The organism is Caulobacter vibrioides (genome assembly GCF_002310375.3).
Taxonomy (GTDB): Bacteria; Pseudomonadota; Alphaproteobacteria; order Caulobacterales; family Caulobacteraceae; genus Caulobacter; species Caulobacter vibrioides_D.
The window spans coordinates 3,759,303-3,781,821 of sequence record NZ_CP023315.3; the positions used below are offsets into that span (position 1 = coordinate 3,759,303).

A 22,519-nucleotide genomic window follows, 5' to 3' on the forward strand; every position below is an offset into this window, starting at 1 on the left:
CGATTGAGGCTTACGCTGGCGCCGAGCGCCTGTCCAGCATTTTCTTTGTTGCGATATCCTTTTTTGTGATAAGAAAGATTCATGACGACGAAGACGCCGCCCCCGCATCCCCTGGATCAACAGATCTGTTTCACCCTTTACGCCACCAGCATGGCGATCACGCGGGCCTACAAGCCCCTGCTGGACGCGATGGGCCTGACCTATCCGCAGTATCTTGTGCTGAATGCGCTGGGCGAGAGCGACGGGGCGACCATCGGCGCGATCGCGGCGCGGCTGGATCTTGAGTCCAGCACCGTGACGCCGCTGGTCAAGCGCCTGGAAGCCGCCGGCCTGGTCATGCGGCGGCGCGGGCTCGAGGACGAGCGCAAGGTCGAGGTGACGATGACCGAAGCGGGCCGAGCCCTGCTGGGCCAGTCGGGGTGCCTGAACAAGGCCCTGCTGGAGCGGTCCGGCATGGCTGGCGAGGACCTGGGCGCTTTGAACCAGCGGATCCAGGCGCTGCACGAGGCGATCGTGCGAGAGTAAGGGGCGCGGCGGAGGCCGCCGCGCCCGTAACGCTTAGAGTTGTTCCAGCAGGTACTCGGCCGACGAGACCTTGAACTGGCCGGCGTCCTCGACGTGCAGCTGGGTGACGACGCCGTCCTTGGCGACCAGCGAATAGCGCTGCGAGCGGGCGCCCATGCCGAACTTGCTGCCGTCGAAATCCAGGCCGATGGCCTTGGTGAAGTCACCGTTGCCGTCGGCGATCAGCAGGACTTCGCCGTCGATGCCCTGGTCCTTGCCCCAGGCCTTCATCACGAACACGTCGTTGACCGACACGCAGACGATCGAGTCGACGCCCTTGGCCTTCAGCTCGTCGGCCTTCTCCTTGAAGCCCGGCAGGTGCTTGGCCGAGCAGGTCGGGGTGAAGGCGCCGGGCACTGCGAACAGGGCGACGGTCTTGCCCTTGAAGATGTCGTCGGTGCTGATCGGCGCGGGTCCTTCAGCCGTGCTGGTCATGAAAGTCGCCGCCGGGAGCGTGTCGCCAACCTTGATCGCCATGGGCCTCTGTTCCTCGTGTGTGGGATGAATTGAGGCGACTCGAATAGACCCCCGCGCGGCGGTCGCCAAGCACGCTTTCATGGCGCATCCGACTTGAAACCGTCACCTCGAAGCCCAATGGTTCAGACATGGCTAGCTTGATCGAAGACGGCGACGGCGAGTTCCTGATCGGCAGGATGCTTGTCGCCATGCCCGGCATCGACGACCCCCGCTTCGAGCGGACGGTGCTGTATCTGTGCGCCCACGACGAGGACGCCGCGATGGGCGTAGCGGTCAATCGCCCGGTCGAGGGGCTGACGGTGTTCGAACTGCTGAACCGCCTGGGCGTGAGGTCCGAGATCCAGGCGCCAAGCGACCTCGTCCTGCTGGGCGGTCCGCTGGAACGCGAGCGCGGCTTCGTGCTGCACACCGACGACTTCAACTCGCCGGACTCGACCCTGGCCGTCGCCGACGGCGTGGCCCTGACCGCCACCCGCGACGCGCTGGACGCCATGGCCAGCGCCTACAAGCGTCCGCGCAAGTCGCTGCTGGCCCTCGGCTACGCTGGCTGGGGTCCTGGGCAACTGGAGCAGGAGCTGCGCGACAATGTCTGGCTGATCTGCGACGCCGACGAGGGCCTGCTGTTCGACGAGGACCACGAGCACAAGTGGACGCGAGCGCTGGCGAAGCTCGGGATCACGGCCGATCACCTGTCGGCGACGGCCGGGCGGGCCTAGGAAAATCCTCGCCCTGTGGGAGAGGTGTCGCCGAAGGGTGACGGAGAGGGGAAAGTCGGGGTCGGCAGCACTTCCCCCACCGGCGCTTCGCGCCACCTCCCCCGCGAGGGGGAGGATTTCAGCCCCGCGCCTTCACCGGCGCGGCGCCGTCGACATAGGCCTCGTTCAGATAGACCTCGGCCTCTTGCGGCGACAGGGCCGGCGCATAGCCGAAGCCCTGGCCGTAGTCGCAGCCGAGCGCCTGAAGGGCGCGCGCCATCTCGGCGTTCTCGACGCCTTCGGCGACCACCTCGAGGTCAAGATCCTGGCCCAGCTTGACGACCGAGCGGACGATCTTGGCCGAACCGGCGTTGGTGCCCATGGTGCGGACGAAATAGCGGTCGACCTTCAGCGTGTCGAACGGCAGACGCGTCAGGTACGACAGCGACGAGAAGCCGGTGCCGAAATCGTCAAGCGCCAGGCCCGCGCCGGCGTCGCGCAGCGTCTTCAGGATCACGGCGGCCCGCTCGGGGTCGCGCATGATGTCGCTTTCGGTGACTTCCAGTTTCAGGGCGCCACGCGGCAGGCTGTTGACCCTCAGGGTCTCGGCCACATCGGCCACAAGGCCCGGACGATCGATCTCGCCGGTCGACAGGTTGACGCTCACGGTCAGGTTTCCCATCGCCGGGTGCGCCGCCCGCCAGGTCGACAGTTGCTGAGCCGCAGCGTGCATCATGTGCGCGCCAAGCTCGCTCATCAGCCCCATCTCTTCGATCAGCGGCAGGAATTCGTCGGGCGGCAGCATGCCCCGGCGCGGATGGATCCAGCGCGCCAAGGCCTCGAAACCTGAAAGCGCGCCGGTCGACAGGCGCACGATCGGTTGGAAGTACGGCATGATCTCGCCGCGGCCGATGGCGCCGCGCAGGTCGGCTTCCAACGCCAGGCGCGACAGCCCGTCGGTTTCCATCGCGCGGCCGTAGGCGGCCGCGCCGCCCCGGCCGGCGGCGGCGGCGGCCTCGACGGCGAGTTCGGCGCGACGCAGCAGCTCGGCCGCGTCCGGCGCGTCCAGTCCGCCCTCGGCCGAGACCGCGCCGATCGAGAGCGTCGGGTGAATGTCGAAGCCGGCCACACGCAGCGGCTGCTCCAGCGCGCCGCGCAGCACGTCCGCCGGCTCATAGCCGCGCGGTTCGCAGAGCACCGCGAACTCGTCCTCGCCGATACGGCCCAGGATCGCCTGGGCCGGGAAGGCCGCAGCCAGGCGCGAGCCCAGGGCGGCCAAGACCAGGTCCGCGCGCTCGTGACCCAGCGCCTCGTTCAGACGGCGCAGACGGTCGAGGTCGGCGACGACCAGTTGGTGCACACCCTCCTGAGACAGGCGCTCGCGCGCGCGGGCGATGAAGCTGCGACGGTCCAGAAGACCCGTCAGATCGCAACATTCAGACGCGGAGAATTTCGTTTCGGGCGCGACGACGCCGGCGGCGCGGACGCCCTCCTCCAGCCAGACGCCACGCCAGAGGCAGGTCTCGCCGCCCCGGACGCGAAAGCGCGCGACGACCTCGCTGCCTGGCTCGCGGGGTTTCAGAACTTCCTCGGCCTGAGCGCGGTCCTGCGGCAGGGCCAAGGCGCGGAAGGCGGCCGACGAGCATTCGGGCGCCAAGGGGCCCAGGCCCAAGGCGCGCGCCGCGCCGTTCAGACGCAGCCGGTCAGTCTCGGGCTCCCAGATCCAAAGGGCGACGTCCGCCGCGCCCAACGCCTCAAGCGTGGCCGTCGCGTCCCAGATCCGTCGTTCGCCTGTCCGAAAAGACATACCCGTCCTAACCGTTTCGGCCAAAGCCGCAGCGCTACTCGGGCGCCACCAAGCCGAACAGACGATGATCTCGCCAAGCGCCGTTAATTTTCAAATAAGCTGACGCATATCCCTCCTCGGAAAACCCGCATTTCGCGAGTAAGGCGGCCGAGGCGTGGTTTTCCGGCATGCAAGCGGCCTCCAGGCGGTGGAGGCCCAGGCCGTGAAAAGCAAAACGGATCAAGGTTTCGACGGCGTCCGCCATATAGCCCTGGCGTGCGAACGGCTCGCCCAGCCAGTAGCCGATGGTTCCCGTCAGGGCCACGCCGCGCCGAACGTGGAAAAGACGGACGGCGCCCAGCAGCGCGTCGTCCTCGCGGCGGAAGATGAAGAAGGGATAGGCCTCGCCAAGCTCCAGATCCCGCGCATAGGCGCCCAGCCGGCCCCGAAAGGCGGCGCGGCTGAGATCGTTCTCTGGCCAGGTCGGCTCCCAAGGCTCCAGAAAGGCGCGCGACCCAGCGCGCAGCGCAGCCCAAGGCTCGTAGTCTCGCGGCGTCGGCGGCCGAAGATAGACCGCGCGGCCCTGAAGCTGGAGGCGCTGGCGGGGCCTTAGAAACGGCAGGAGCGCGGACACGGACGGAACTCTGACGGGATCACGGACGCACCTTCGGCCGTCAGGCCGCCGAGAACAATGCCTTGTCGAACGCTTCTCCGGCCTTCAGCGCCGATTTAGCCCCAAGGATCGCCGTCGCGGCGCGGCCCGCCGACAACAGCCGCCGCCCCAGCCGCGCCACATCGGCCGACGTCACGGCGTCGACCTCCCGCGCCAGCTCGGCGGGCGGATAGAGGCGACCAAACAGCAGGACCTGGCCCGCCCCCTGCTCCGCGCGCGACAGCGGCTGCTCGCGCGCCATGAACATGTGCGCCTTCAGTTGGGCCTTGGCCCGCGCCAGTTCAGCGTCCTCAATCCGATCGGCCAGTTTGAGCAGTTCGTCGGCGCAGACCTTGGCGGTCTCGACCGCGTCACTGGCCGCGCAGCCGGCATAGATGCCCAGCGCGCCATGGTCGGCGTAGGTGTCGGCGTAGGCGTCGATATTGTAGGCCAGACCGCGTTTCTCGCGGGCCTCCTGGAACAGCCGCGACGACATCCCGCCGCCCAGGCACTCAGCGAAGATCCGCAAGGCGAAATAGTCGTCCTCGCGCGCGCCGCAGGCGGGCAGCATGAACACCAGATGCGCCTGCTCGAGCTTGCGGGCCTCGGCCTGCGGACCGCCGACGAAGGCCGCAGACTGCGGAACCTCAGCGCCGGGCGTCGCCGGCAGATCGCCGAACGCCCGCTCGGCGGCGGCCATCAGCTCGGCCTCCTCGACCGCGCCCGTCGCGGCGATCACCAGGCGGTCGGCGGCGTAGAGATCGGCGCGCCAGTCCGACAGCGCTTCGACGCTGGCGGCGTTGACGGTCTCGTCGGATCCGAGGATCGGACGGCCGACCGGATGATCGCCCCAACTGGCGCGCTGGATCAGGTCGAAGACATAGTCGTCAGGCGCGTCGGCGGCCTCGGCGATCTCCTGGGCGACGACCTGCTTCTCGCGGGTCAGGTCAGCGGGATCCAGCGTCGGACGGCGCACTAGGTCGGCGATCACGTCCATGCCCAGATCTAGGCCGCCCTTCAGCGCCCGGACCTGGAAGCTGGTGCGCTCATAGCCGGTAGCGGCGTTGATCGAGCCGCCCTGGTTCTCGATGACCTCGACGATGTCGCGGGCCGAGCGCGACCCCGCCCCCTTGAAGACCATGTGCTCCAAGAGGTGCGACCAGCCCGACCGGGCCAGGTCCTCATAGGCCGCGCCGCGCCCGGCCACCACGGACAGGGCCAGGGTTTCAAGGCCCGGCATCGGGTCACAGACGACGCGGACGCCGTTCTTCAGGGTGCGCAAGGAAGCAGTCATTGAGCTCTAATCTCCTCACCCGCGAAGCGGGGGAGGTGGATCGCTGCGAATACGCAGCGAGACGGAGGGGGCGCTCATATAGGTCGAAAACGCCCCCTCCACCAGCGGAGCCCGTCCTCGGGCGCGCTCCGCGCGACCCGGGGGCTGGTCCCCCTCCCCCGCTTCGCGAGCGAGGAGAAACACTCAACTATTCGCCGCGAAGGTCCGGACGAAGGCCTTCACCGACGATCCGTCGGCGGGCAGGCGCTCGAACTTTTCCGGCTTCTTGGAGAGATCGGGCGTGGCGCGCGGCGTCGAGGGCAGCAGGCCCGTGGCGGCCTGGACCGCCTCGGGGAACTTGGCCGGATGGGCGGTCGACAGCACCACGACAGGGATCGACGGGTCAACCCGGACGCTCTGGGCGGCGGCCAGGCCTACGGCGGTGTGTGGATCGACGACCTCGCCGGTCTCGTTCAGCGTCGAGAGCATGGTCTTGGCGGTGTCGGCCTCGCTGACTGACGCGCCGCGGAACAGCTCGCGCATCCAGGCATGGGCGGCGGGCGGGATGTCGAGCAGGCCGGTGTCGGCGAAGGCGCGGAAGGCGCGGCCGGTTTCGACCCCGTCGCGACGCACGGCCTCGAAATAGAGACGCTCGAAGTTCGACGCGACCTGGATGTCCATGGCTGGGCTCTGGGTCGCGGCCACCGCGCCGCGCGAATAGCGGCCGTCCTCGAAGGCGCGCGCCAGGATGTCGTTGGAATTGGTGGCGGCGGTCACCGAATGGATCGGCAGGCCCAGCGTCTTGGCCACGAAGGCGGCGTAGGCGTCACCGAAATTGCCGGTCGGCACCACGAACGCCACCTGCCGCGCCGGCGCGCCCAGCGCCACGGCGGCGGTGAAGTAGTAGACGCTCTGGGCCGCGATCCGGGCCCAGTTGATCGAGTTGACGCCCGACAGGTCCACCGCATGGCGGAACTGGTCGTCCTGGAAGGCCTGCTTGACGATCGCTTGGCAGTCGTCGAACGAGCCCAGCACCGAGACGCAGGCGACATTGGCGTCGGTGGCCGTGGTCATGAAGCGGCGCTGCACCTCGCTGATGCGGCCCTCGGGGAAGAGCGCGACGATGCGGGCGTTCTTGCGGCCCCGGAACGCCTCGACGGCCGCGCCGCCGGTGTCGCCCGAGGTGGCGCAGATGATGGTCATCTTCCGCGACTGCCGCTCCAGAACGTAGTCATAGAGGCGGCCCAAAAGCTGCATCGCAACATCTTTGAACGCCAGGGTCGGCCCGTGGAACAGTTCCAGCAGATAGCGGTTGGACGTCAGTTGCTTGACCGGCGTCACGGCGGTGTGGGCGAAGGTGGCGTAGGCCTCCTCACACATCTGGGCCAGGTCTTCCCTGGGGATGTCGTCGCCCACGAACTTGCCGACCACGGCGGCGGCGACCTCGGCGTAGGGCTTGCCGGCGAACGCAGCGATCTCCTTGGCCGTAAAGCTGGGCCATTCGGCCGGCACATACAGCCCGCCGTCGGGGGCCAGGCCCGCCAGGACCGCGTCGAGGAAGCCGATGGGCGCGGACTGGCCGCGGGTCGAAACGTAACGCATCAGGGTCTCAGTCTCCGCCAGAGCATGGCGGCATAGATAAACAGCAGGGTTACGGCAAGACCGAACCACGTAAGCGCGCATTCGAGGTGGCGATTGGAAATTTCTGCCGGCAGCGGCGCAGGGGTGATTCCGGCCGGAGCCGGGGTTTCCTGCTCGGCCATCAGCACCAGCGGCGCTGGCTTACGATCAGCGAAGCGCTCCAGAACCTTGGCGCGGTCGCCGCCAAGCTGCTGAATCGGGCTGAGGACGCCCACGACGCGGCGCGGAGCGTCGAAAGCGCGGGGCGATGGGGCGACCTGGCCCGTCAGGCTGGGGACGACGCCGCGATCGACCAGGATCATGTTGTACGGGCCAGCCAGCACCGCGCAGGGCGATTGGGCGCGCCAGACGACATCACCGTCACGGACCCCGTAGACCAGCGGCAGGGGCTGGCCGCCGACATCGCCGCAATCGACGCTGACGCGCGTCCAGGCCAGGGACTCAGGCTTGGTGTCAGCCGTCAGCACTTGCACCAGCGGCTGGGCGGGCGCGGTCTTCAGCGCCTCGAGCCGGGCCAGGACGTCCTCTTTCCAGTGGCGACGCTGGAGCTGCCAGCTCCCAAGACCGCAGAGGATCGAAAACGCGATCAGGGTGGCGATCGTCAGGCCGATCGGAAAGCGGCGCGGCGCAGCGGATGTCTCAGACATGGTCACGCCCCGCTTCCGAAGCCTTCTGAGCGATCTGGGCGGCGACCATCAGCCCCTTGGCCGGGCGCATCAGGAGAAGGCTGATGATCACGACGGCCGGCAGCCAGACGACCAGCGACACCCAGACCGGCCAATACCAGGCGAACATCGAGAACAGCGCGCCGAAGGCGCAGATGGCGCCGGCGATCAGGATCACGAAGGTCGCCGCGCCGTCGCCGGTCTCGTACTTGCCAAGATCGAAACCGCAGGCCTCGCAGCGCGGCGCGACCTTGAGGAAGCCCTCGAACAGATAGCCCTCGCCGCACTCAGGGCAAAGGCCGCGCGCGCCGGCGGCGTAGGGGTTGGTCTTGGTCACGCGGACCTCCCGAAACGAAAAAGGCCCGGAACGCTGTCTGGCGTTCCGGGCCCCCGAGGATCTTTCGATCTAGTGAGCCGAGGCCCCGAAGATCACGTAGATGAACGCGAACAGGAACAGCCAGACCACGTCGACGAAGTGCCAGTACCAGGCGGCCGCTTCGAAGCCGAAGTGCTTCTGCGGCGTAAAGGCGCCGGTCATCAGGCGGATCAGGCAGACGATCAGGAACAGCGTGCCCACGAAGACGTGGAAGCCGTGGAAGCCCGTGGCCAGGAAGAAGGTCGAGCCGTAGAGGCCCGAATTAACGGCCGCTTCCGAGTAGAACAGCTGCTCGTGGTTGATGTGGGCGTACTCATAGATCTGGATGGCCGTGAACAGGCAGCCCAGAACGATGGTCAGGATCAGGCCCCACTTAGCGCCCTTGCGGTCGCCGACCTGCAGCGCGTGGTGCGCCCAGGTGACCGTGGTGCCCGAGAGCAGCAGGGTCAGGGTGTTAATCAGCGGCAGGTGCCAGGCCGAGACCGTCTCGACGCCGGCCGGCGGCCAGGCGGCCCAGGCGGTGCGGACTTCCTCGATCGTCGAGACCGTGCGCGCCTCATGGAACAGCGCCATCTCGAAGAACATCCAGAACCACGCCACGAAGAACATCACTTCCGAAGCGATGAACAGGATCATGCCGTAGCGCAGGCCGATCGACACAACCGGGGTGTGATCGCCAGCCTTGGATTCCTTGGCGATGTCGGCCCACCAGCCGAACATCGTGTAGAGCACGCCCGCGAAGCCTGCGGCGAAGATCGCCCAGTTGCCCTTTTCGATGCCGAGCACGCCGCCCTTGAGCCAACCGATCAGGCCGATGGCCATGACGGTGGCGGCGGCCGAGCCCACGAAGGGCCACGGGCTGGGCGGAAGGATGTGGTAGTCGTGTTTGACGGCGCCGGCCATGTTGCTGCTAACCCTTATATCCCTCTAGACGCACGGCCGGTCCCCCCGCCTATGCGTGTATGCCGAATGCTATAGACCTCTCGACGGTGCGCCGCCAAGGGGGTCCACGATGCGAGGCGTTGTCGCGGCCGCGACTTGCCCCGGCTTGTCGTCGTCGACCGCCGGGAAGAAGGTGTAGCTGAGGGTGATCTCAGGCTTTCCCTTCGTTTCAGGGTCGTCCGCATATTGGGGATCCACGAAGTAGACCACCGGGAACTCTACGGTTTGGCCAGGCTGGATCGTCTGGCTGGTGAAACAGAAGCATTCCAGCTTCTGGAAGTACGGCCCCGCCTGCTCCGGCACGACGTTATAGAGCGCGCGTCCCGTGATCGGCTTGTCCGTAGGGTTGGTGACCTTGAAGAAGGTCAGACCCGTGTCGCCGATACGGATATCCTGCTTGGGCTGCAGCGCCTGGAAGCGCCAGGGGAGCTCGCGGATATTGGCGTCGAATCGCACGGTGATCTTGCGATCCAGCACACGGGTCGGGGCCGCCTCGGCCTTGCGGACCGTGCCGTCGAAGCCGGTCACCTGGCAGAACAGCTTGTAGAGCGGCACCGACGCATAGGCCGCGCCGATCATGCCGCAGAAGGTCGCGACACAGATGACGGCAACCTTCTTGTTGCGGCGCGCCATCTGCTGCTGCGGGGTGAGATCGTCCTTAGATGTGGGGGTTTGCGACATTTCCGCCGAGCCTCACGAGGGTGACCACGAACACGAGAACGACGAAGGCGACCAGGCCCAAGGCGAGGGCCAGGTTGCGTCCGTCACGGGCTTTCTTGGCGGCCTGTTGCGCCGCGTCGGTTTCGACCGGTTGATTCACTTCAGGAGCTCCAGGGGGCTAACGCCGGTGACCGCCTCGCCCAGAAGGGCCGCGAACAAGGCGAACAGGTAGAGAATCGAGAAGGCGAACAGGTTGCGCGCGGCCTTGGCGCCCGCGGCCTTTTCGTCCTCGGTCACGTCATAGAGGGCGCGGTCGGCCACGCGGGGATCGGCGGCGTCGCCGGCCTTGCTGGCGAACACGCGCCAGGCCAGCAGCAGGAACACCAGGCCGCCGAGGCCGGACACCGCCAGATAGATCGGCCCGCCCAGGCCCGTCAGCACCGGCGAGAGACAGATCGGGAACAGGATCAGGCTGTAGAGCAGGATCTGCTTGCGGGTTTCCCGCGCGCCCTTGACCACCGGCAGCATCGGCACGCCGGCCTTGGCGTAGTCGGTGGTGACGTACAGCGACAGCGCCCAGAAGTGCGGCGGGGTCCAGAAGAAGATGATCGCCACCATCAGCCAGGCGTTCAGCGGCGCCGAACCGGTGGCCGCGGCCCAGCCGATGGCGGGCGGCAGCGCGCCGGCGAGACCGCCGATGACGATGTTCTGCGCCGTCCAGCGCTTGAGCCACATCGTATAGACGACCGCATAGAAGACGATAGTGAAGGCCAGGAGGCCCGCGGCCAGCCAGTTGACCGCAAAGCCCAGGAACATCACCGACAGCAGGGACAGAACCACGCCCAGCGAAGCCGCTTCCTCGCCCTTGATCTTGCCGGCGGGCACCGGACGGCCGCGCGTGCGGCGCATCTGGCGATCGATGTCGGCGTCGTACCACATGTTCAGCGCGCCCGAGGCGCCGGCGCCGATGGCGATGCACAGCACGGCGATGGCGGCCAGGACCGGGTGGATCGGCGCGCGCGCGGCCAGAAGCCCCGTCAGCCCGGTGAACACCACCAGCGACATGACGCGCGGCTTCATCAGCTGGAAGTAGTCCTGCCAGCGGGCGGTTTCCGACGAATCCCGCAGCGGGGTCGTCTCGGCGCTGTCAGACGTCATGGCGGCTGTCTTTGACATCGATCCAAAACATACAGGTCTTGAACAGGCGAGGGGCGCGGCCCGGACCCTTAAGGATCCCGCCCGCGCCCCCATTTTAGGTCCGGTTACGGACGACGGCTCACCTTAGTGGTGGTCGTCGGCCTTGATCACCGGCGGCTCGCTGAACTGGTGGAACGGCGGCGGCGAGGACAGGGTCCATTCCAGCGTGGTGGCGCCTTCGCCCCACGGGTTGGCCTCGGCCTTGCGGCGACGGATCGCCGCTTCGATCAGCACCAGCATGAACACGCCGACACCAACGACGGTGATCATGTAGCCGACCGACGACACGTAGTTCCACAGCGTGAAGGCGTCCGGATAGTCGACATAGCGACGCGGCATGCCTTGCAGGCCCAGGAAGTGCTGCGGGAAGAAGATCAGGTTCACACCGACGAACATGGTCCAGAAGTGCAGCGCGCCCAGGAACTCGTTGTACTTCACGCCCCACATCTTCTCGAACCAGTAGTAGAAGCCCGCGAAGATGGCGAACACAGCGCCCAGCGACAGCACGTAGTGGAAGTGCGCCACCACGTAGTAGGTGTCGTGCAGGCTGTAGTCGATGCCGGCGTTCGACAGGACGACGCCGGTGACGCCGCCAACCGTGAACAGGAAGATGAAGCCGATCGCCCACAGCATGGGCGTCTTGAAGCTGATCGAACCGCCCCACATCGTGGCGATCCAGCTGAAGATCTTCACGCCCGTCGGGACGGCGATGATCATCGTGGCGGCCACGAAGTAGGCGCGCAGGTTGATGCTCATGCCGACGGTGTACATGTGGTGCGCCCACACGACGAAGCCGACGAAGCCGATGGCGACCATCGCGTAGGCCATCGCCAGGTAGCCGAAGACCGGCTTCTTGGAGAAGGTCGAGACGATGTGGCTGATGATGCCGAAGCCCGGCAGGATCAGGATGTACACTTCCGGGTGACCGAAGAACCAGAACAGGTGCTGGAACATGACGGGGTCGCCGCCGGCGGCCGGGTCGAAGAAGTGCGTGCCGAAGTTACGGTCGGTCAGCAGCATGGTGATGGCGCCGGCCAGGACGGGCAGCGACAGCAGCAGCAGGAAGGCGGTGATCAGCACCGACCAGGCGAACAGCGGCATGCGGTGCAGGGTCATGCCCGGCGCGCGCATGTTGAAGATCGTGGTGATGAAGTTGATCGCACCCAGGATCGACGAGGCGCCGGCCAGGTGGAGCGACAGGATCGCCAGGTCCATGGCCGGACCTTTGTGACCGATCGTCGAGAGCGGCGGATAGATCGTCCAGCCGCCGCCGAAGCCTTGGCCAGGGCCGCCGTCGACGAACATCGACAGGACCAGCAGGATCCAGGCGGCCATCAGCAGCCAGAACGAGATGTTGTTCATCCGCGGGAAGGCCATGTCCGGCGCGCCGATCATGATCGGGACGAACCAGTTGCCGAAGCCGCCGATCATGGCGGGCATGACCATGAAGAAGATCATGATCAGGGCGTGGGCGGTGACCACGGCGTTATAGCCGTGCTTGCCCTTGAAGATACCCATCTGGGCCAGCATGCCGGTGTCCGAGAACACCTGAATGCCCGGCTCCATCAGCTCCCAGCGGATCAGGCCCGAGAGAGCGCCGCCGACGATGCCCGCCATGATGGCGAACAGGATGTACAGCGTGCCGATGTCCTTGTGGTTCGTCGAAAAGAACCAGCGGGCGAAAAACGGCGGCTTGTGGTCGTCGTCGTGGGCGTGGTCGTGAGTGTCTGCGGCGTGAGCCATCTGACGTCTATCCTACGATCGTATTCTTAGGCCGCCGGCGCGGCGGGAGCCGCGGCCGGAGCGGAAGCGGGGGCGGCCGGAGCCGAGGCGGGGGTCGCGCCTGAAGCCACGGGGGCTTCAGCCGGAGCGGCCACGGGGGCGGGCGGAGCGGTCTTGGCCTGAACCCAGGCGTCGAACTCGGCTTGGGTCACGACCTTGATCTCGATCGGCATGTTGGCGTGGTCGACGCCGCACAGCTCCGAGCACTGGCCGTAGAACACGCCGGTGCGCTCGGCCTTGAACCAGGTTTCGTTCAGGCGGCCGGGGATGGCGTCAGTCTTCAGACCGAAGGCCGGCAGGGCGAAGGCGTGGATCACATCGGCGGCGGTGACCTGAACGCGGACAACCTTGCCCACGGGCACGACCATCGCGTTGTCGGCGGCCAGCAGGTACGGGACCTTCTTGGCGTCGGCCTGTTCCTTGGTCAGCGGCAGCGAGATGATTTCGCTGACCTTCTGGTCCGGATACTCGTAGCCCCAGTACCACTGGTAGCCCGTGGCCTTCACGGTCAGGTCCGGCTTGGGCATGTCGTTGTAGTGGAACAGCAGGCGGAACGAGAAGATGGCGATGACCATCAGGATCATGACGGGAACGACCGTCCAGATCACCTCGATCGTAGTGTTGTGGCTGAACTTGGCGGGGACCGGGTTCGCTTTCTTGTTGTAGCGAACAACGATCCAGATCAGCAGGCCCAGCACCAGCAGGGTGATGGCCGTGATGATCGGCATCAGGATCACATTGTGGAACTGGATCGCGTGGTGCTTCAGCTCCGATGCGGCCGGCTGGAGGTCAATGGCCCCCGGCGTCGGCTGACCCATCAGATCTTCAGCGAGCGCGTGACCCGCGAACATCATCGTAGCGGCGAGGGCGGACGCGCCCGTCATGATCCGCCGAATCCCCGAAAATTGCGCCTTCATATCCCTCACGGCCCGTTTCGGCGGCGATTTGAGCCCGATCAAGGCCCGCGCCGCGCCGACATGCACATTACGACTGTCGATAAGGTCCTGCGCAATCGACTTCACTCAAAATGAGTCGCGCGTCGACGCCCAGCCCTCCCGATTGTCGGTCCGGAGGCTGCATACGCGCATCGCCAGCCCTTGCCAAGCGCCAGAGCCCACGCGCTGAGCATGGCGATAGCCGGTTACCCCCGCCGCGAGGGGGTCCAGTCGCGAATCCCTCTCAGAAACCCCCGAATCCGGCGTCCGGATCATTACGTATCATTCATGAGTAGGTACCTTGCACCACTCAGTACCTGGCGGTAGAAGATAGCATCAACGGAGGCAAGGACGCCGTGCCGGAAGCAATTGAAATCCAACTGAAGAAGGGCGTGCTGGCGCTCTGTGTGCTGGCCCTGCTCTCGCACGCCGACAGCTACGCCTACGAGATCGCCAGTAGGCTCACGAGGGACATCGATATGGGGGAAGGGACAATCTATCCGCTGATGCGCCGCATGCAGTCGGATGGCCTGGTCGAAACCTATCTGGTGGAAAGCCAGAGCGGTCCGCCGCGCAAGTATTACCGCCTCACCGCCGCCGGGCGCCAAAGCCTGGAGCAACAGAAGGCCGAATGGGCCGCGTTCGCCACTGCGGTGAACGATATCGTGGGAGCCGCCGCATGACCCGCGCCGAGTTCATCACCCGCCTGCGCCGGGGCCTGTCGGGCCTGCCGGCCACCACGATCGCCGACATCGTCGCCGATCACGAGGCTCACTTCGCCGACGCCCAGGCTGCGGGCCGTCCCGAGGCCGAGGTCGCCGCCGCCCTGGGCGATCCCGATCGCCTGGCCCGCGAACTGCGCGCCGAGGCCGGTCTCAAGCAATGGGAGGAGAAAAAGACTCCGTCCAACGCCATGGCCGCGATCATCGCCCTGATCGGCCTGGGGGCCATCGACGTGATGTTCCTGCTGCCCTTGCTGCTGGGCGTGCTGGGCACGCTGTTCGGCTTCCTGGTGGCGGTCGTGACGATCTTCTTCGTCGGCGGCTTCATCTTCGCCGCCGGCCCGCTGACCGCGCCGCCAGGGGGACCGATCACCGCCTTCCTGACGGGCATCGGCCTGATGGCTTCGGCCACCTTCGTCGGCTCGCTGCTGACGCTGGTGACGGTCGGGGTCTTCAACGCGGTCGTCTGGTACGCCCGCCTGCACTTCCGGCTTCTGAAGCCGGCCATGGAACAAGCTTGAGCGGAGAGGAGGGGACCATGATGATCCGCAATACGCTCATCGTCGCCGGGGCGAGCTTCGCCCTCGCGGTCGGTTGCTTCGCCGGGGTGGCGGCTATCGCCGGCCCTGAACTGATGACCAACGGCTGGACGATCCCATTCGGGAATGAGGCCAATGTCACCATCACCGACGACAACGGCAAGGTGGTCCGCACCGTCCGCCATGTCGGGGCCGGCGGCGCTCCGTCGCCGATGGTCGACCGCACCCTGCCCTGGGCGGGCAAGGACACGCTGACCATCGACCTGCCGGTCGACGTGGTGTTCGTCCAGGGCGCCGAGGCCAAGATCGTCGTCTCAGGACCCAAGTCCTATGTCGATCGCCTGAAGATCGCCGGTGGCCGCATCAGCCTGGATGACATCAACCTCGCCGAGCGCGCCGTGGTGACGCTTGGCCCCGACGGGCTGCAGGTGCGCCACGACCGCGATCGGATGAAGATCACGGTCGTGGCGCCCGACGTCACCCGCTTCGAGGTGCGCGGCTCCGGCGATCTCGATATCCGACGCTACGAGCACCCGGCCCTGGGGCTGGACATCTCGGGCAGCGGCGACGTCGAGGCCGAGGGCAAGGTCGAGACGATCACGCTCGACAACTCCGGCTCGGGCTATGCCGACCTGGCCGCCCTCAAGGCCAAGGACGCCACCATCGACGTCTCGGGCAGCGGCGGCGGCGCGGTCTTCGCCACGGACAAGGCCAAGATCGACATCTCCGGCAGCGGCGACGTCGAGCTGCGCACCGAGCCCAAGCTGGTGACCAGCGAGATCACCGGCTCCGGCGATATCCGCCGCGAGTACTGACCCGCGACAAAAGGGGCGGGGTGACGAGCGCGTTCGGAAGTCCTACCTGTAGGCTATGAACGCTCCGATCCCCGCCTCTTCCCTTTCGATCCTGGACGCCGCCGGCGTCGATCCCGACCGCGCCCGCACGATCCTGGGCGAGGCCCTAACCGGCGCCGATGACGGCGAGCTTTTCCTCGAGCGCTCCGAGAGCGAGGCCTTCGTCTTCGACGACGGACGCCTCAAGAGCGCCTCCTATGATTCGGGCGAGGGCTTTGGCCTGCGTGTGGTGGCCGGCGAGACGGCCGGCTACGCCCACGCCGCCGAGATTTCCGAGGCGGCAATTCGCCGCGCGGCCGACAGCGCCAGCCTCGCCAAGCGCGGCCACGCCGGCGTCACGGCCGAAGGCCCCCGCGCCACCAACGAGAAGCTTTATGGCGAGGACAATCCGGTCAGCGCGCCGGACTTCTCCGACAAGGTCGCCCTGCTGCAGGAGATCGACGCCTTCGCCCGCGCCCGCGACCCGCGCGTCGTGCAGGTGATGGCCTCGATGGCCGGCGAGCGCCGGGTCGTCGAGATCCTGCGCGCCGACGGCAGGCTGATCCGCGATGTCCGCCCGCTGGTGCGCGTCAACGTCCAGGTCACCGTCGAAAAGGACGGCCGCCGCGAGAGCGGCTCGTCGGGCGCCGGCGGCCGCGCCGGCTTCGCCGCCTGGATCAGCCCCGACAAGTGGCAGGATCAGGTCGACGAGGCCCTGCGCATGGCGCTGGTGAACCTGGACGCCGTCGCCTGCCCCGCCGGCGAGATGGACGTGGTGCTCGGCCCCGGCTGGAACGGCGTGCTGCTGCACGAAGCCGTCGGCCACGGCCTGGAAGGCGACTTCAACCGCAAGGGCATCAGCGCCTTCTCGGGCCGCCTCGGCGAGCGCGTGGCCGCGCCGGGCGTCACCGTGTTCGACGACGGCTCGCTCGCAGGCCGCCGGGGCTCGCTGACCGTCGACGACGAGGGCACGCCGACCGAGCGCACGATCCTGATCGAGGACGGCATTCTTGTCGGCTACATGCACGATCGGATGAGCGCGCGCCTGATGGGCATGAAGGCCACCGGCAACGGCCGTCGCCAGTCCTACGCCCACATGCCCATGCCGCGCATGACCAACACCGGCATGCTGGCCGGCGAACACGATCCCCAGGAGATGATCGCCTCGCTGAAGCGCGGCCTCTATTGCGCCAATTTCGGCGGCGGACAGGTCGACATCACCAACGGCAAGTTCGTCTTCCAGTGCACCGAGGCCTATCTGGTCGAGGACGGCAAGATCACCGCCCCGGTCAAGGGCGCCACCCTGATCGGCGATGGCCCATCGGCGCTGACCCGCGTGACGATGATCGGCAACGACTTCGACTTCGACCCGGGCATCGGCGTCTGCGGCAAGTCGGGCCAAGGCGTGCCCGTCAGCGTGGGTCAGCCGTCGCTGAAGATCACCGGCCTGACCGTGGGCGGCACGGCGGTTTAGGGGCGCCGAAAGCGCCCCCTCCGTCACGATGCTTCGCATCGCGCCACCTCCCCCGTTTCACGGGTGAGGAGAAGACGTCACCGCAGCCCTCCTGCCCCGCCTGCGGGGGAGGTGGCGCAGCGCCGGTAGGCGATGCGACGGAGGGGGCGCTTCTCAGCGCTAAAGCCGCCGCTCCAGATACGTCACCGTCTTCTTCCCGCCATGGATCTCCGCCGTCCCGACCGGGACAAAGCCGAGCGCCGCGTGGAAGGCGTCCGAGGCGGGATTGGGCGGGTCAGAATTGACCTCGCAGACGATGCGGTCGTGCCCCGCCGCCTTGGCTGCGGCGAAGAGATCGTCATACAGCGCCCGCGCCAGGCCCCTGCCCCGCGCGCTGTCGGCAACCACGACGCGGTCGACATAGACGAACGCCGGGTAGCGCTCGCGAAACCACAGGAAGTTGGGGCTGTCGTAGTCGGCGTCCTGATCGAAGGTCAGCAGCAAAGCGTCGGCCACGCCGACACGGCGCGCCAGGAAGGCCTGCGCGACCAGGTGCGCCAGCCGCTCGGGCTCCAGCCAGGACAGTTCCACGGCGTGGGCGTTGTTCAGCGCCAGCAGCGCCGCGCCCTCAGGCGCGTCGAGATCGGCGAGGGCGAGGGGGGTCGAAAGTCGGCTCATAACCTTACCTGCGCCTGGGCCCCACGACGGACGGGTCGCGGCCCGGCGCCACCTTGCAAAGGTTTAATCCACCTGTCCGGCTTGTAACTACCCTCAAGGGGAGCCGAGAGGCACCGTCGAACCCAGGACGCCATTGTCCTGACCGTTCGGGTTGGGAGCGGAAGCGGTCCCCGCGGTTTCAGCCACCGCGAGGACCGTCTCACCCGAAGGTGAGACGTGGTCCCCTCCACGTCTCCGCGAGGGGCCCCGGATCGTCGCCGGGGCCCCTCTTTGGCTTAGGACGCCCCGCTTTAGGCCTTCTTGGGCGCGCCGACGTCGTCGGCGCCGTGCGACCACTTCTTGAGGACCGGCGACAGCAGCAGGAAGCCGATCCCGATCACCACCGACACCAGGCCGATGATGTTGAAGATCTTCAGCGACGCAGCCAGCGCCGCGCCGGGGTCCAGCACCTGACCACCCACCGTCTCGGTCGCCGCCAGGCCGGCGATCTTGCCGCCGACCCACTGAGCGATGGCCACGGCCATGAACCAGACGGCCATCATGAACGACACCACCGAGGCGGGCGACAGCTTGGTCATCTGAGACAGGCCGACCGGCGACATGCACAGCTCACCGGTGGTGTGCAGCATGTACATCAGCACCAGGAAGATCAGCGGCAGCTTGAAGGCGCCGTCCGCGAAGGTGGAGCCCCACTGCAGCAGCAGGAAGCCGGCGCCGACCTGGATCAGGGCCAGACCGAACTTGATCACCGGATTCGGGTCCTTGCCGCGGGCGCCCAAGAACGTCCAGACCGCCGCGAACACGGGCGCGAAGATCAGGATCCAGCCCGCGTTCAGCGCCTGGGTCTGCGGGGCGTTGAAGCTGGTGTCGACCCAGAAGGTCGAGGCCGCGTCGATGCCGGCCTTGGCCAGCTGATCGGGCGTGGCCAGGGTCACCGCACCGCTGAACAGCCGGACCGGCTCGCGGACCAGATCCAGCTGGACATTGGTGGCGGCGAACAGGCTGAGCGACGAGCCGGCCTGTTCGAACAGGGTCCAGAACACCACCGCGCCGAAGATCAGGAACACGGCCAGCGCCAAGCGCTCACGCTCTTCCTTGGCGCACTTGGTGAACATGAACCAGCCGATGTAGCCCAGCGAGGCCAGGATGCCGATGTTGAGCGCGACGCCGACGATGGCGTTGAACTGGACGAGGTAGAAGATGCCGATCAGGCCCAGCAGCGACAGGCCGTAGATGGCCAACTCGCGATTGATCGGGCCGGCGACCTTTTCCTTGAGCACCTTGGGCTCCGGCGGTTCGGCCTTGCCGTCCAGCCAGGGCTTGCCGATAACGAAGACGATGAAGCCGGCCAGCATGCCGATGCCGGCCAGGCCAAAGCCCGCCCACCAGCCGACATTGACGCCCAGCAGACCGCAGAGGATCGAGGCCCAGAACGAGCCGAGGTTGATGCCGTAGTAGTAGAGGGTGAAGCCCGGATCCCGGCGCGGGTCGCCCTGCGGATAGAGCTGGCCGACGATGGTCGAGATATTGGGCTTCAGGAAGCCGACGCCCAGGATGATCAGCGACAGCGAGAACCAGAAGATGTTCAGGTACAGCGGGTCGCGGCCCGCGACGTCCAGCTTGTAGTCCGCCTTCGACAGCACCGCGGGCAGCGGCGCGTCGGCGGGCAGGCCCTTGATCTCGAAATCGCCGACCTTGGTGGCGGCGACCTCATAGGGCTTGCCGTCGACCACCAGCTTGGCCTCGCGGTTCTGCCCCCGGCCCTCGGCCTGGAACTCGTAGGTGGCGCCCTGATAGGTCAGGGTCTGGACGGCGGGCTTGCCCTCGATCGCCATGGCCAGGTGACCCGCGACCAGCAGGACGGCGCCGAACGCCACGGCCTTGCGCGTGCCCAGCCACTTATCGGCCAGGAACCCGCCGAGCAACGGCACGAGGTAGACCAGCGCGGTGTACGAGCCGTAGTGGCCGGACGCCACCTTGGGGTCGAACAGGAAATGCTGGGTCAGGTAGAAGATCAGGATGGCGCGCATGCCATAGTAGGAGAAGCGCTCCCACATCTCGGCCAAGAAACAGATGATCAGGCCGCGCGGATGGCCCTTCAGCAATTGGACAAGGACCGGGATGCCGGTCACGAGCGTGACCAGAATACCCACGGCGATAACGATATTCATACGCTAGCCTTGAAACGTGACGAGAGGCGGAAACAGACCCCCCATATGGTCAAATCGTCCCCGCCGGCCCCAATTTGGCGGCGAGAAGACCACGCGAGAGACGGTTTCACAAGCAACGGCTTGCGCCGGGCGCTCCAGAGCCGTGACGATGGCTGAAGCTTGGCTGGCGCCTCGCGCGTTTAGAGGCTTGGTCCGAACGCGGACGGGAGCCCAAGATCATGCAGACCCCCGACGAAACCCACCCCATCAGCCTGACGCCCGCGCCCGGCGTTGTCCGTGTCCTTTTCGAGGGCCATGAGATCGCCGACAGCGACGACGTCCTGGTCCTGCGGGAAGCCAACTACCCGCCGGTCTACTATTTCCCGCGCGCCCATGTCTGGACGGCTTTCCTGCGCAAGACCGACAAGACCACCCATTGCCCCTACAAGGGCCAAGCCTCGTACTTCACGATCTATCGGGACCGGCAGGTGATCGAGGACGCGGCCTGGTCCTACGCTGCGCCCTATCCCGCCCTGAGCCCGATCGCCGGGCGTCTGGCCTTCTATCCCGAGCATGTAGAGTTCCAGCTCGGCGCTCCGACGCCCGCCCAGACCGAGGCCCTCGATGTCGGGGAAGTGATCCGCCACACCGACAGCGGCTCGGGGACCAGCCAGGCCGACCACTGGCCGCCGAACGTGACGACGCCGGATCCTGACCGGATCGAGCGCGATATCGACACGCCCTATCGCGGCGTTTCGTCGCCCTGATGGGCGGCCATCTTAACTCGCTTTTAAGCTTAGAAAGCGCGACCATGCCCCTAGCGCCCGATAGAGGCGCCCGGAGGAAACCATGGCCTATATCTCCTACGATCAGGCTGTCCGCGCGACGACGCGTCGCCCGCTGCGCCGGCTCGCCTGGGGCAGGTTGCTGGCCCTGGCGGCGACGGTGGGGCTTTGGGTTGGTCTGATCGCGGTGATTCGCGCGATTCTCTGAGCCGCCCTTGGCGGGGCCTCAGTAGGCGCAGTCGGTGAAGACGCGCTCGATGTCGCCGCCCCAGGCGCCGTGGTACAGCGACAACAGCTTCTCGGCAGGCGTGATCCCACTGTCGGCGATCTGCTCCAGTTCGCCCATATAGATGGTCTCGTCCAGGAAGCCGCCGTTCAGCAGGGCGCGATTCTTCAGGCCTGATTTGGCGATGGCCACGAAGTCCTTGGCCACGTCCTGAGCGGTGCGACCGGCGACCTTGGCCTTGAGGCCAAGCTTCGGCACGTCGCGACGCAGGCCCTCGCGGTCCTCCAACGTCCAGTCCTTGCAGAGGTCCCAGGCGGCGGCGAGCGCGGCGTCATCGTAGAAGACGCCCGTCCACAGCGCCGGCAGAGCGCAAAGACGGCTCCAGGGGCCGGCGTCGGCGCCACGCATCTCGAGATAGGTCTTCAGGCGCACTTCGGGGAAGGCCGTAGTCGTGTGGTCGGCGAAGTCCTTCATCGTGGCGATCTCGCCCGGCAGCTCGGGCAGCTTGCCCTCGATGAAGTCGCGGAACGACCGGCCGGCGACGTCGATGTACTTGTCGCCGCGCTTGACGAAATACATCGGCACATCCAGCGCGTAGCGGGCGTAGCGCTCGAAATCGAAGCCGTCCTCGAACACGAAATCCAGAAGGCCCGTACGGTTGGGATCGGTGTCGGTCCAGACATTGGCCCGAGCCGACAGGAAGCCGTTGGGCTTGCCTTCCGTGAACGGAGAATTGGCGAACAGCGCCGTCGCGATCGGCTGCAGAGCCAGGCTCATGCGGAACTTGGCGACCATGTCGGCTTCGCTGGAGAAGTCGAGATTGGCCTGCACCGTGCAGGTGCGCAGCATCATGTCGAGGCCGAGATTGCCGACCTTGGGCATGTAGTTGCGCATGATCACGTAACGCCCCTTGGGCATCACCGGCACCTGCGCGCGCGTCCACTTGGGCGAGAAGCCCAGACCCGTAAAGCCCAGGCCCAGTTCGTCGGCGACGGTCTTGACCTCGTCCAGGTGCTGGCCGGTCTCCTCGCAGATCTCGTGCATGGTCGACAGCGGCGCGCCCGAAAGCTCGAACTGTCCGCCGGGCTCGAGGCTGACATTGGCCCCGTTGCGCTCGAGGCCGATGATGACCTCACCCTCCATGACCGGCGTCCAGCCAAAGCGCTGCAGGCCGGTCAGCAGGGCGTGGACCCCCTTGTCGCCCTCGTAGGGCACGGGCTCATGCGAGCCGAGATAGAAGCCAAACTTCTCGTGCTCGGCCCCTACGCGGAAGGCCTCCTTGGGCTTGGAGCCCTTGGCGAAATAGGCGGTGAGGTCGTCGAGCGTCAGCTGACGCTCCTGAACGCTGCTAGCGATATCGGCCATGCGAGCCGTCCCTCCCCAGGGTTTGCGGTGCTGCGGGAGGAGAAGGCCCATGCTCTCCGCCGACGGCGATACTACTCGGTCACGCCCAGTTGGGCGTTTTCTTTGCGAACCTCAAGGGGCGCC

Annotated in this window: 24 protein-coding genes and 1 pseudogene; 8 read left to right on the forward strand and 17 right to left on the reverse strand. The window is 66.9% G+C overall.

Features of this window, described 5'->3' with window-relative positions; genetic code table 11:
• The first annotated feature begins 81 nt into the window (after positions 1 to 81).
• Complete coding sequence (locus CA606_RS17850; protein ID WP_096053306.1) at positions 82 to 525, forward strand: MarR family winged helix-turn-helix transcriptional regulator; 444 nt, start codon at positions 82 to 84, stop codon at positions 523 to 525.
• 33 nt (positions 526 to 558) lie between these two features.
• Here the strand turns inward: CA606_RS17850 and CA606_RS17855 are convergent, their stop codons facing one another.
• Positions 559 to 1,041: a peroxiredoxin gene (locus tag CA606_RS17855; RefSeq protein WP_010921223.1), complete on the reverse strand. Its 483-nt coding sequence runs from the start codon at positions 1,039 to 1,041 to the stop codon at positions 559 to 561.
• A gap of 128 nt (positions 1,042 to 1,169) precedes the next feature.
• Between CA606_RS17855 and CA606_RS17860 the strand changes: the two genes are divergently transcribed.
• Positions 1,170 to 1,757 (forward strand): YqgE/AlgH family protein, encoded by a 588-nt coding sequence (locus CA606_RS17860; protein WP_096053305.1) that lies wholly within the window; start codon positions 1,170 to 1,172, stop codon positions 1,755 to 1,757.
• 118 nt (positions 1,758 to 1,875) lie between these two features.
• On the opposite strand, the gene CA606_RS17865 is transcribed toward CA606_RS17860, so the two are convergent.
• The 12 genes from CA606_RS17865 to coxB form a co-directional block, all read right to left on the reverse strand.
• Positions 1,876 to 3,543, reverse strand: coding sequence for a putative bifunctional diguanylate cyclase/phosphodiesterase (locus tag CA606_RS17865; RefSeq protein ID WP_096053304.1), 1,668 nt, complete (start codon positions 3,541 to 3,543; stop codon positions 1,876 to 1,878).
• Between the two features lie 34 nt (positions 3,544 to 3,577).
• The gene (locus CA606_RS17870) at positions 3,578 to 4,156 is read right to left on the reverse strand and encodes a GNAT family N-acetyltransferase (protein WP_096053303.1); all 579 of its coding nucleotides are present in this window, start codon (positions 4,154 to 4,156) and stop codon (positions 3,578 to 3,580) included.
• 40 nt (positions 4,157 to 4,196) lie between these two features.
• The gene (locus tag CA606_RS17875) at positions 4,197 to 5,468 is read right to left on the reverse strand and encodes a M16 family metallopeptidase (protein ID WP_096053302.1); all 1,272 of its coding nucleotides are present in this window, start codon (positions 5,466 to 5,468) and stop codon (positions 4,197 to 4,199) included.
• A gap of 183 nt (positions 5,469 to 5,651) precedes the next feature.
• A complete protein-coding gene (gene thrC / locus CA606_RS17880; RefSeq protein WP_096053301.1) occupies positions 5,652 to 7,049 on the reverse strand; it encodes a threonine synthase in 1,398 nt (465 codons plus the stop codon).
• Positions 7,049 to 7,735, reverse strand: a complete 687-nt coding sequence (locus CA606_RS17885) for an SURF1 family protein (protein ID WP_096053300.1) — start codon at positions 7,733 to 7,735, stop codon at positions 7,049 to 7,051. Before CA606_RS17885 ends, thrC begins: the two co-directional genes overlap by 1 nt.
• Positions 7,728 to 8,090 carry a DUF983 domain-containing protein gene (locus CA606_RS17890; RefSeq protein ID WP_096053299.1) on the reverse strand — a complete coding sequence of 121 codons (363 nt, stop codon included), beginning with the start codon at positions 8,088 to 8,090 and terminating at the stop codon, positions 7,728 to 7,730. The genes CA606_RS17885 and CA606_RS17890 overlap by 8 nt, the downstream gene beginning before the upstream one ends.
• A gap of 69 nt (positions 8,091 to 8,159) precedes the next feature.
• The gene (locus CA606_RS17895; protein ID WP_096053298.1) at positions 8,160 to 9,032 is read right to left on the reverse strand and encodes a cytochrome c oxidase subunit 3; all 873 of its coding nucleotides are present in this window, start codon (positions 9,030 to 9,032) and stop codon (positions 8,160 to 8,162) included.
• Positions 9,033 to 9,101: 69 nt separating this feature from the next.
• On the reverse strand, positions 9,102 to 9,752 hold the full coding sequence (locus CA606_RS17900; protein WP_096053297.1) for a cytochrome c oxidase assembly protein: 651 nt from the start codon (positions 9,750 to 9,752) through the stop codon (positions 9,102 to 9,104).
• Positions 9,730 to 9,891, reverse strand: a complete 162-nt coding sequence (locus CA606_RS17905) for a hypothetical protein (RefSeq protein WP_096053296.1) — start codon at positions 9,889 to 9,891, stop codon at positions 9,730 to 9,732. Before CA606_RS17905 ends, CA606_RS17900 begins: the two co-directional genes overlap by 23 nt.
• Positions 9,888 to 10,907: a heme o synthase gene (gene cyoE / locus CA606_RS17910; protein WP_096053295.1), complete on the reverse strand. Its 1,020-nt coding sequence runs from the start codon at positions 10,905 to 10,907 to the stop codon at positions 9,888 to 9,890. Before cyoE ends, CA606_RS17905 begins: the two co-directional genes overlap by 4 nt.
• 105 nt (positions 10,908 to 11,012) lie before the next feature.
• On the reverse strand, positions 11,013 to 12,671 hold the full coding sequence (ctaD, locus tag CA606_RS17915) for a cytochrome c oxidase subunit I (protein ID WP_096053294.1): 1,659 nt from the start codon (positions 12,669 to 12,671) through the stop codon (positions 11,013 to 11,015).
• Between the two features lie 26 nt (positions 12,672 to 12,697).
• Positions 12,698 to 13,627, reverse strand: coding sequence for a cytochrome c oxidase subunit II (gene coxB / locus CA606_RS17920; RefSeq protein ID WP_096053293.1), 930 nt, complete (start codon positions 13,625 to 13,627; stop codon positions 12,698 to 12,700).
• 374 nt (positions 13,628 to 14,001) lie between these two features.
• Here coxB and CA606_RS17925 point away from each other — a divergent pair, with 374 nt between their 5' ends.
• From CA606_RS17925 to tldD, 4 genes are read left to right on the forward strand one after another with little or no spacing between them, the layout of a single operon-like run.
• Entirely contained in the window at positions 14,002 to 14,328 is a 327-nt protein-coding gene (locus CA606_RS17925) for a PadR family transcriptional regulator (protein ID WP_096053292.1), read from the forward strand.
• Positions 14,325 to 14,888 carry a DUF1700 domain-containing protein gene (locus CA606_RS17930; RefSeq protein WP_096053291.1) on the forward strand — a complete coding sequence of 188 codons (564 nt, stop codon included), beginning with the start codon at positions 14,325 to 14,327 and terminating at the stop codon, positions 14,886 to 14,888. Before CA606_RS17925 ends, CA606_RS17930 begins: the two co-directional genes overlap by 4 nt.
• Positions 14,885 to 15,721: a GIN domain-containing protein gene (locus tag CA606_RS17935; RefSeq protein WP_096053290.1), complete on the forward strand. Its 837-nt coding sequence runs from the start codon at positions 14,885 to 14,887 to the stop codon at positions 15,719 to 15,721. Before CA606_RS17930 ends, CA606_RS17935 begins: the two co-directional genes overlap by 4 nt.
• Before the next feature lie 55 nt (positions 15,722 to 15,776).
• The gene (tldD, locus tag CA606_RS17940) at positions 15,777 to 17,213 is read left to right on the forward strand and encodes a metalloprotease TldD (RefSeq protein ID WP_096053289.1); all 1,437 of its coding nucleotides are present in this window, start codon (positions 15,777 to 15,779) and stop codon (positions 17,211 to 17,213) included.
• A 159-nt stretch (positions 17,214 to 17,372) separates the two neighbouring features.
• Here the strand turns inward: tldD and CA606_RS17945 are convergent, their stop codons facing one another.
• The 3 genes and pseudogenes from CA606_RS17945 to CA606_RS20385 form a co-directional block, all read right to left on the reverse strand.
• On the reverse strand, positions 17,373 to 17,870 hold the full coding sequence (locus CA606_RS17945; RefSeq protein WP_096053288.1) for a GNAT family N-acetyltransferase: 498 nt from the start codon (positions 17,868 to 17,870) through the stop codon (positions 17,373 to 17,375).
• Positions 17,871 to 18,160: 290 nt separating this feature from the next.
• Entirely contained in the window at positions 18,161 to 20,041 is a 1,881-nt protein-coding gene (locus CA606_RS17950) for a peptide MFS transporter (protein ID WP_096053287.1), read from the reverse strand.
• Between the two features lie 3 nt (positions 20,042 to 20,044).
• Positions 20,045 to 20,170, reverse strand: a pseudogene (locus CA606_RS20385) (hypothetical protein); the annotation flags it as partial.
• Positions 20,171 to 20,259: 89 nt separating this feature from the next.
• On the opposite strand from CA606_RS20385, the gene CA606_RS17955 reads away from it, so the two are divergent.
• Entirely contained in the window at positions 20,260 to 20,787 is a 528-nt protein-coding gene (locus CA606_RS17955) for a DUF427 domain-containing protein (protein WP_096053286.1), read from the forward strand.
• Between the two features lie 82 nt (positions 20,788 to 20,869).
• On the forward strand, positions 20,870 to 21,013 hold the full coding sequence (locus tag CA606_RS17960; protein WP_096053285.1) for a hypothetical protein: 144 nt from the start codon (positions 20,870 to 20,872) through the stop codon (positions 21,011 to 21,013).
• An 18-nt stretch (positions 21,014 to 21,031) separates the two neighbouring features.
• On the opposite strand, the gene CA606_RS17965 is transcribed toward CA606_RS17960, so the two are convergent.
• Positions 21,032 to 22,396 carry a glutamate--cysteine ligase gene (locus CA606_RS17965; RefSeq protein ID WP_096053284.1) on the reverse strand — a complete coding sequence of 455 codons (1,365 nt, stop codon included), beginning with the start codon at positions 22,394 to 22,396 and terminating at the stop codon, positions 21,032 to 21,034.
• Between the last annotated feature and the right edge of the window lie 123 nt (positions 22,397 to 22,519).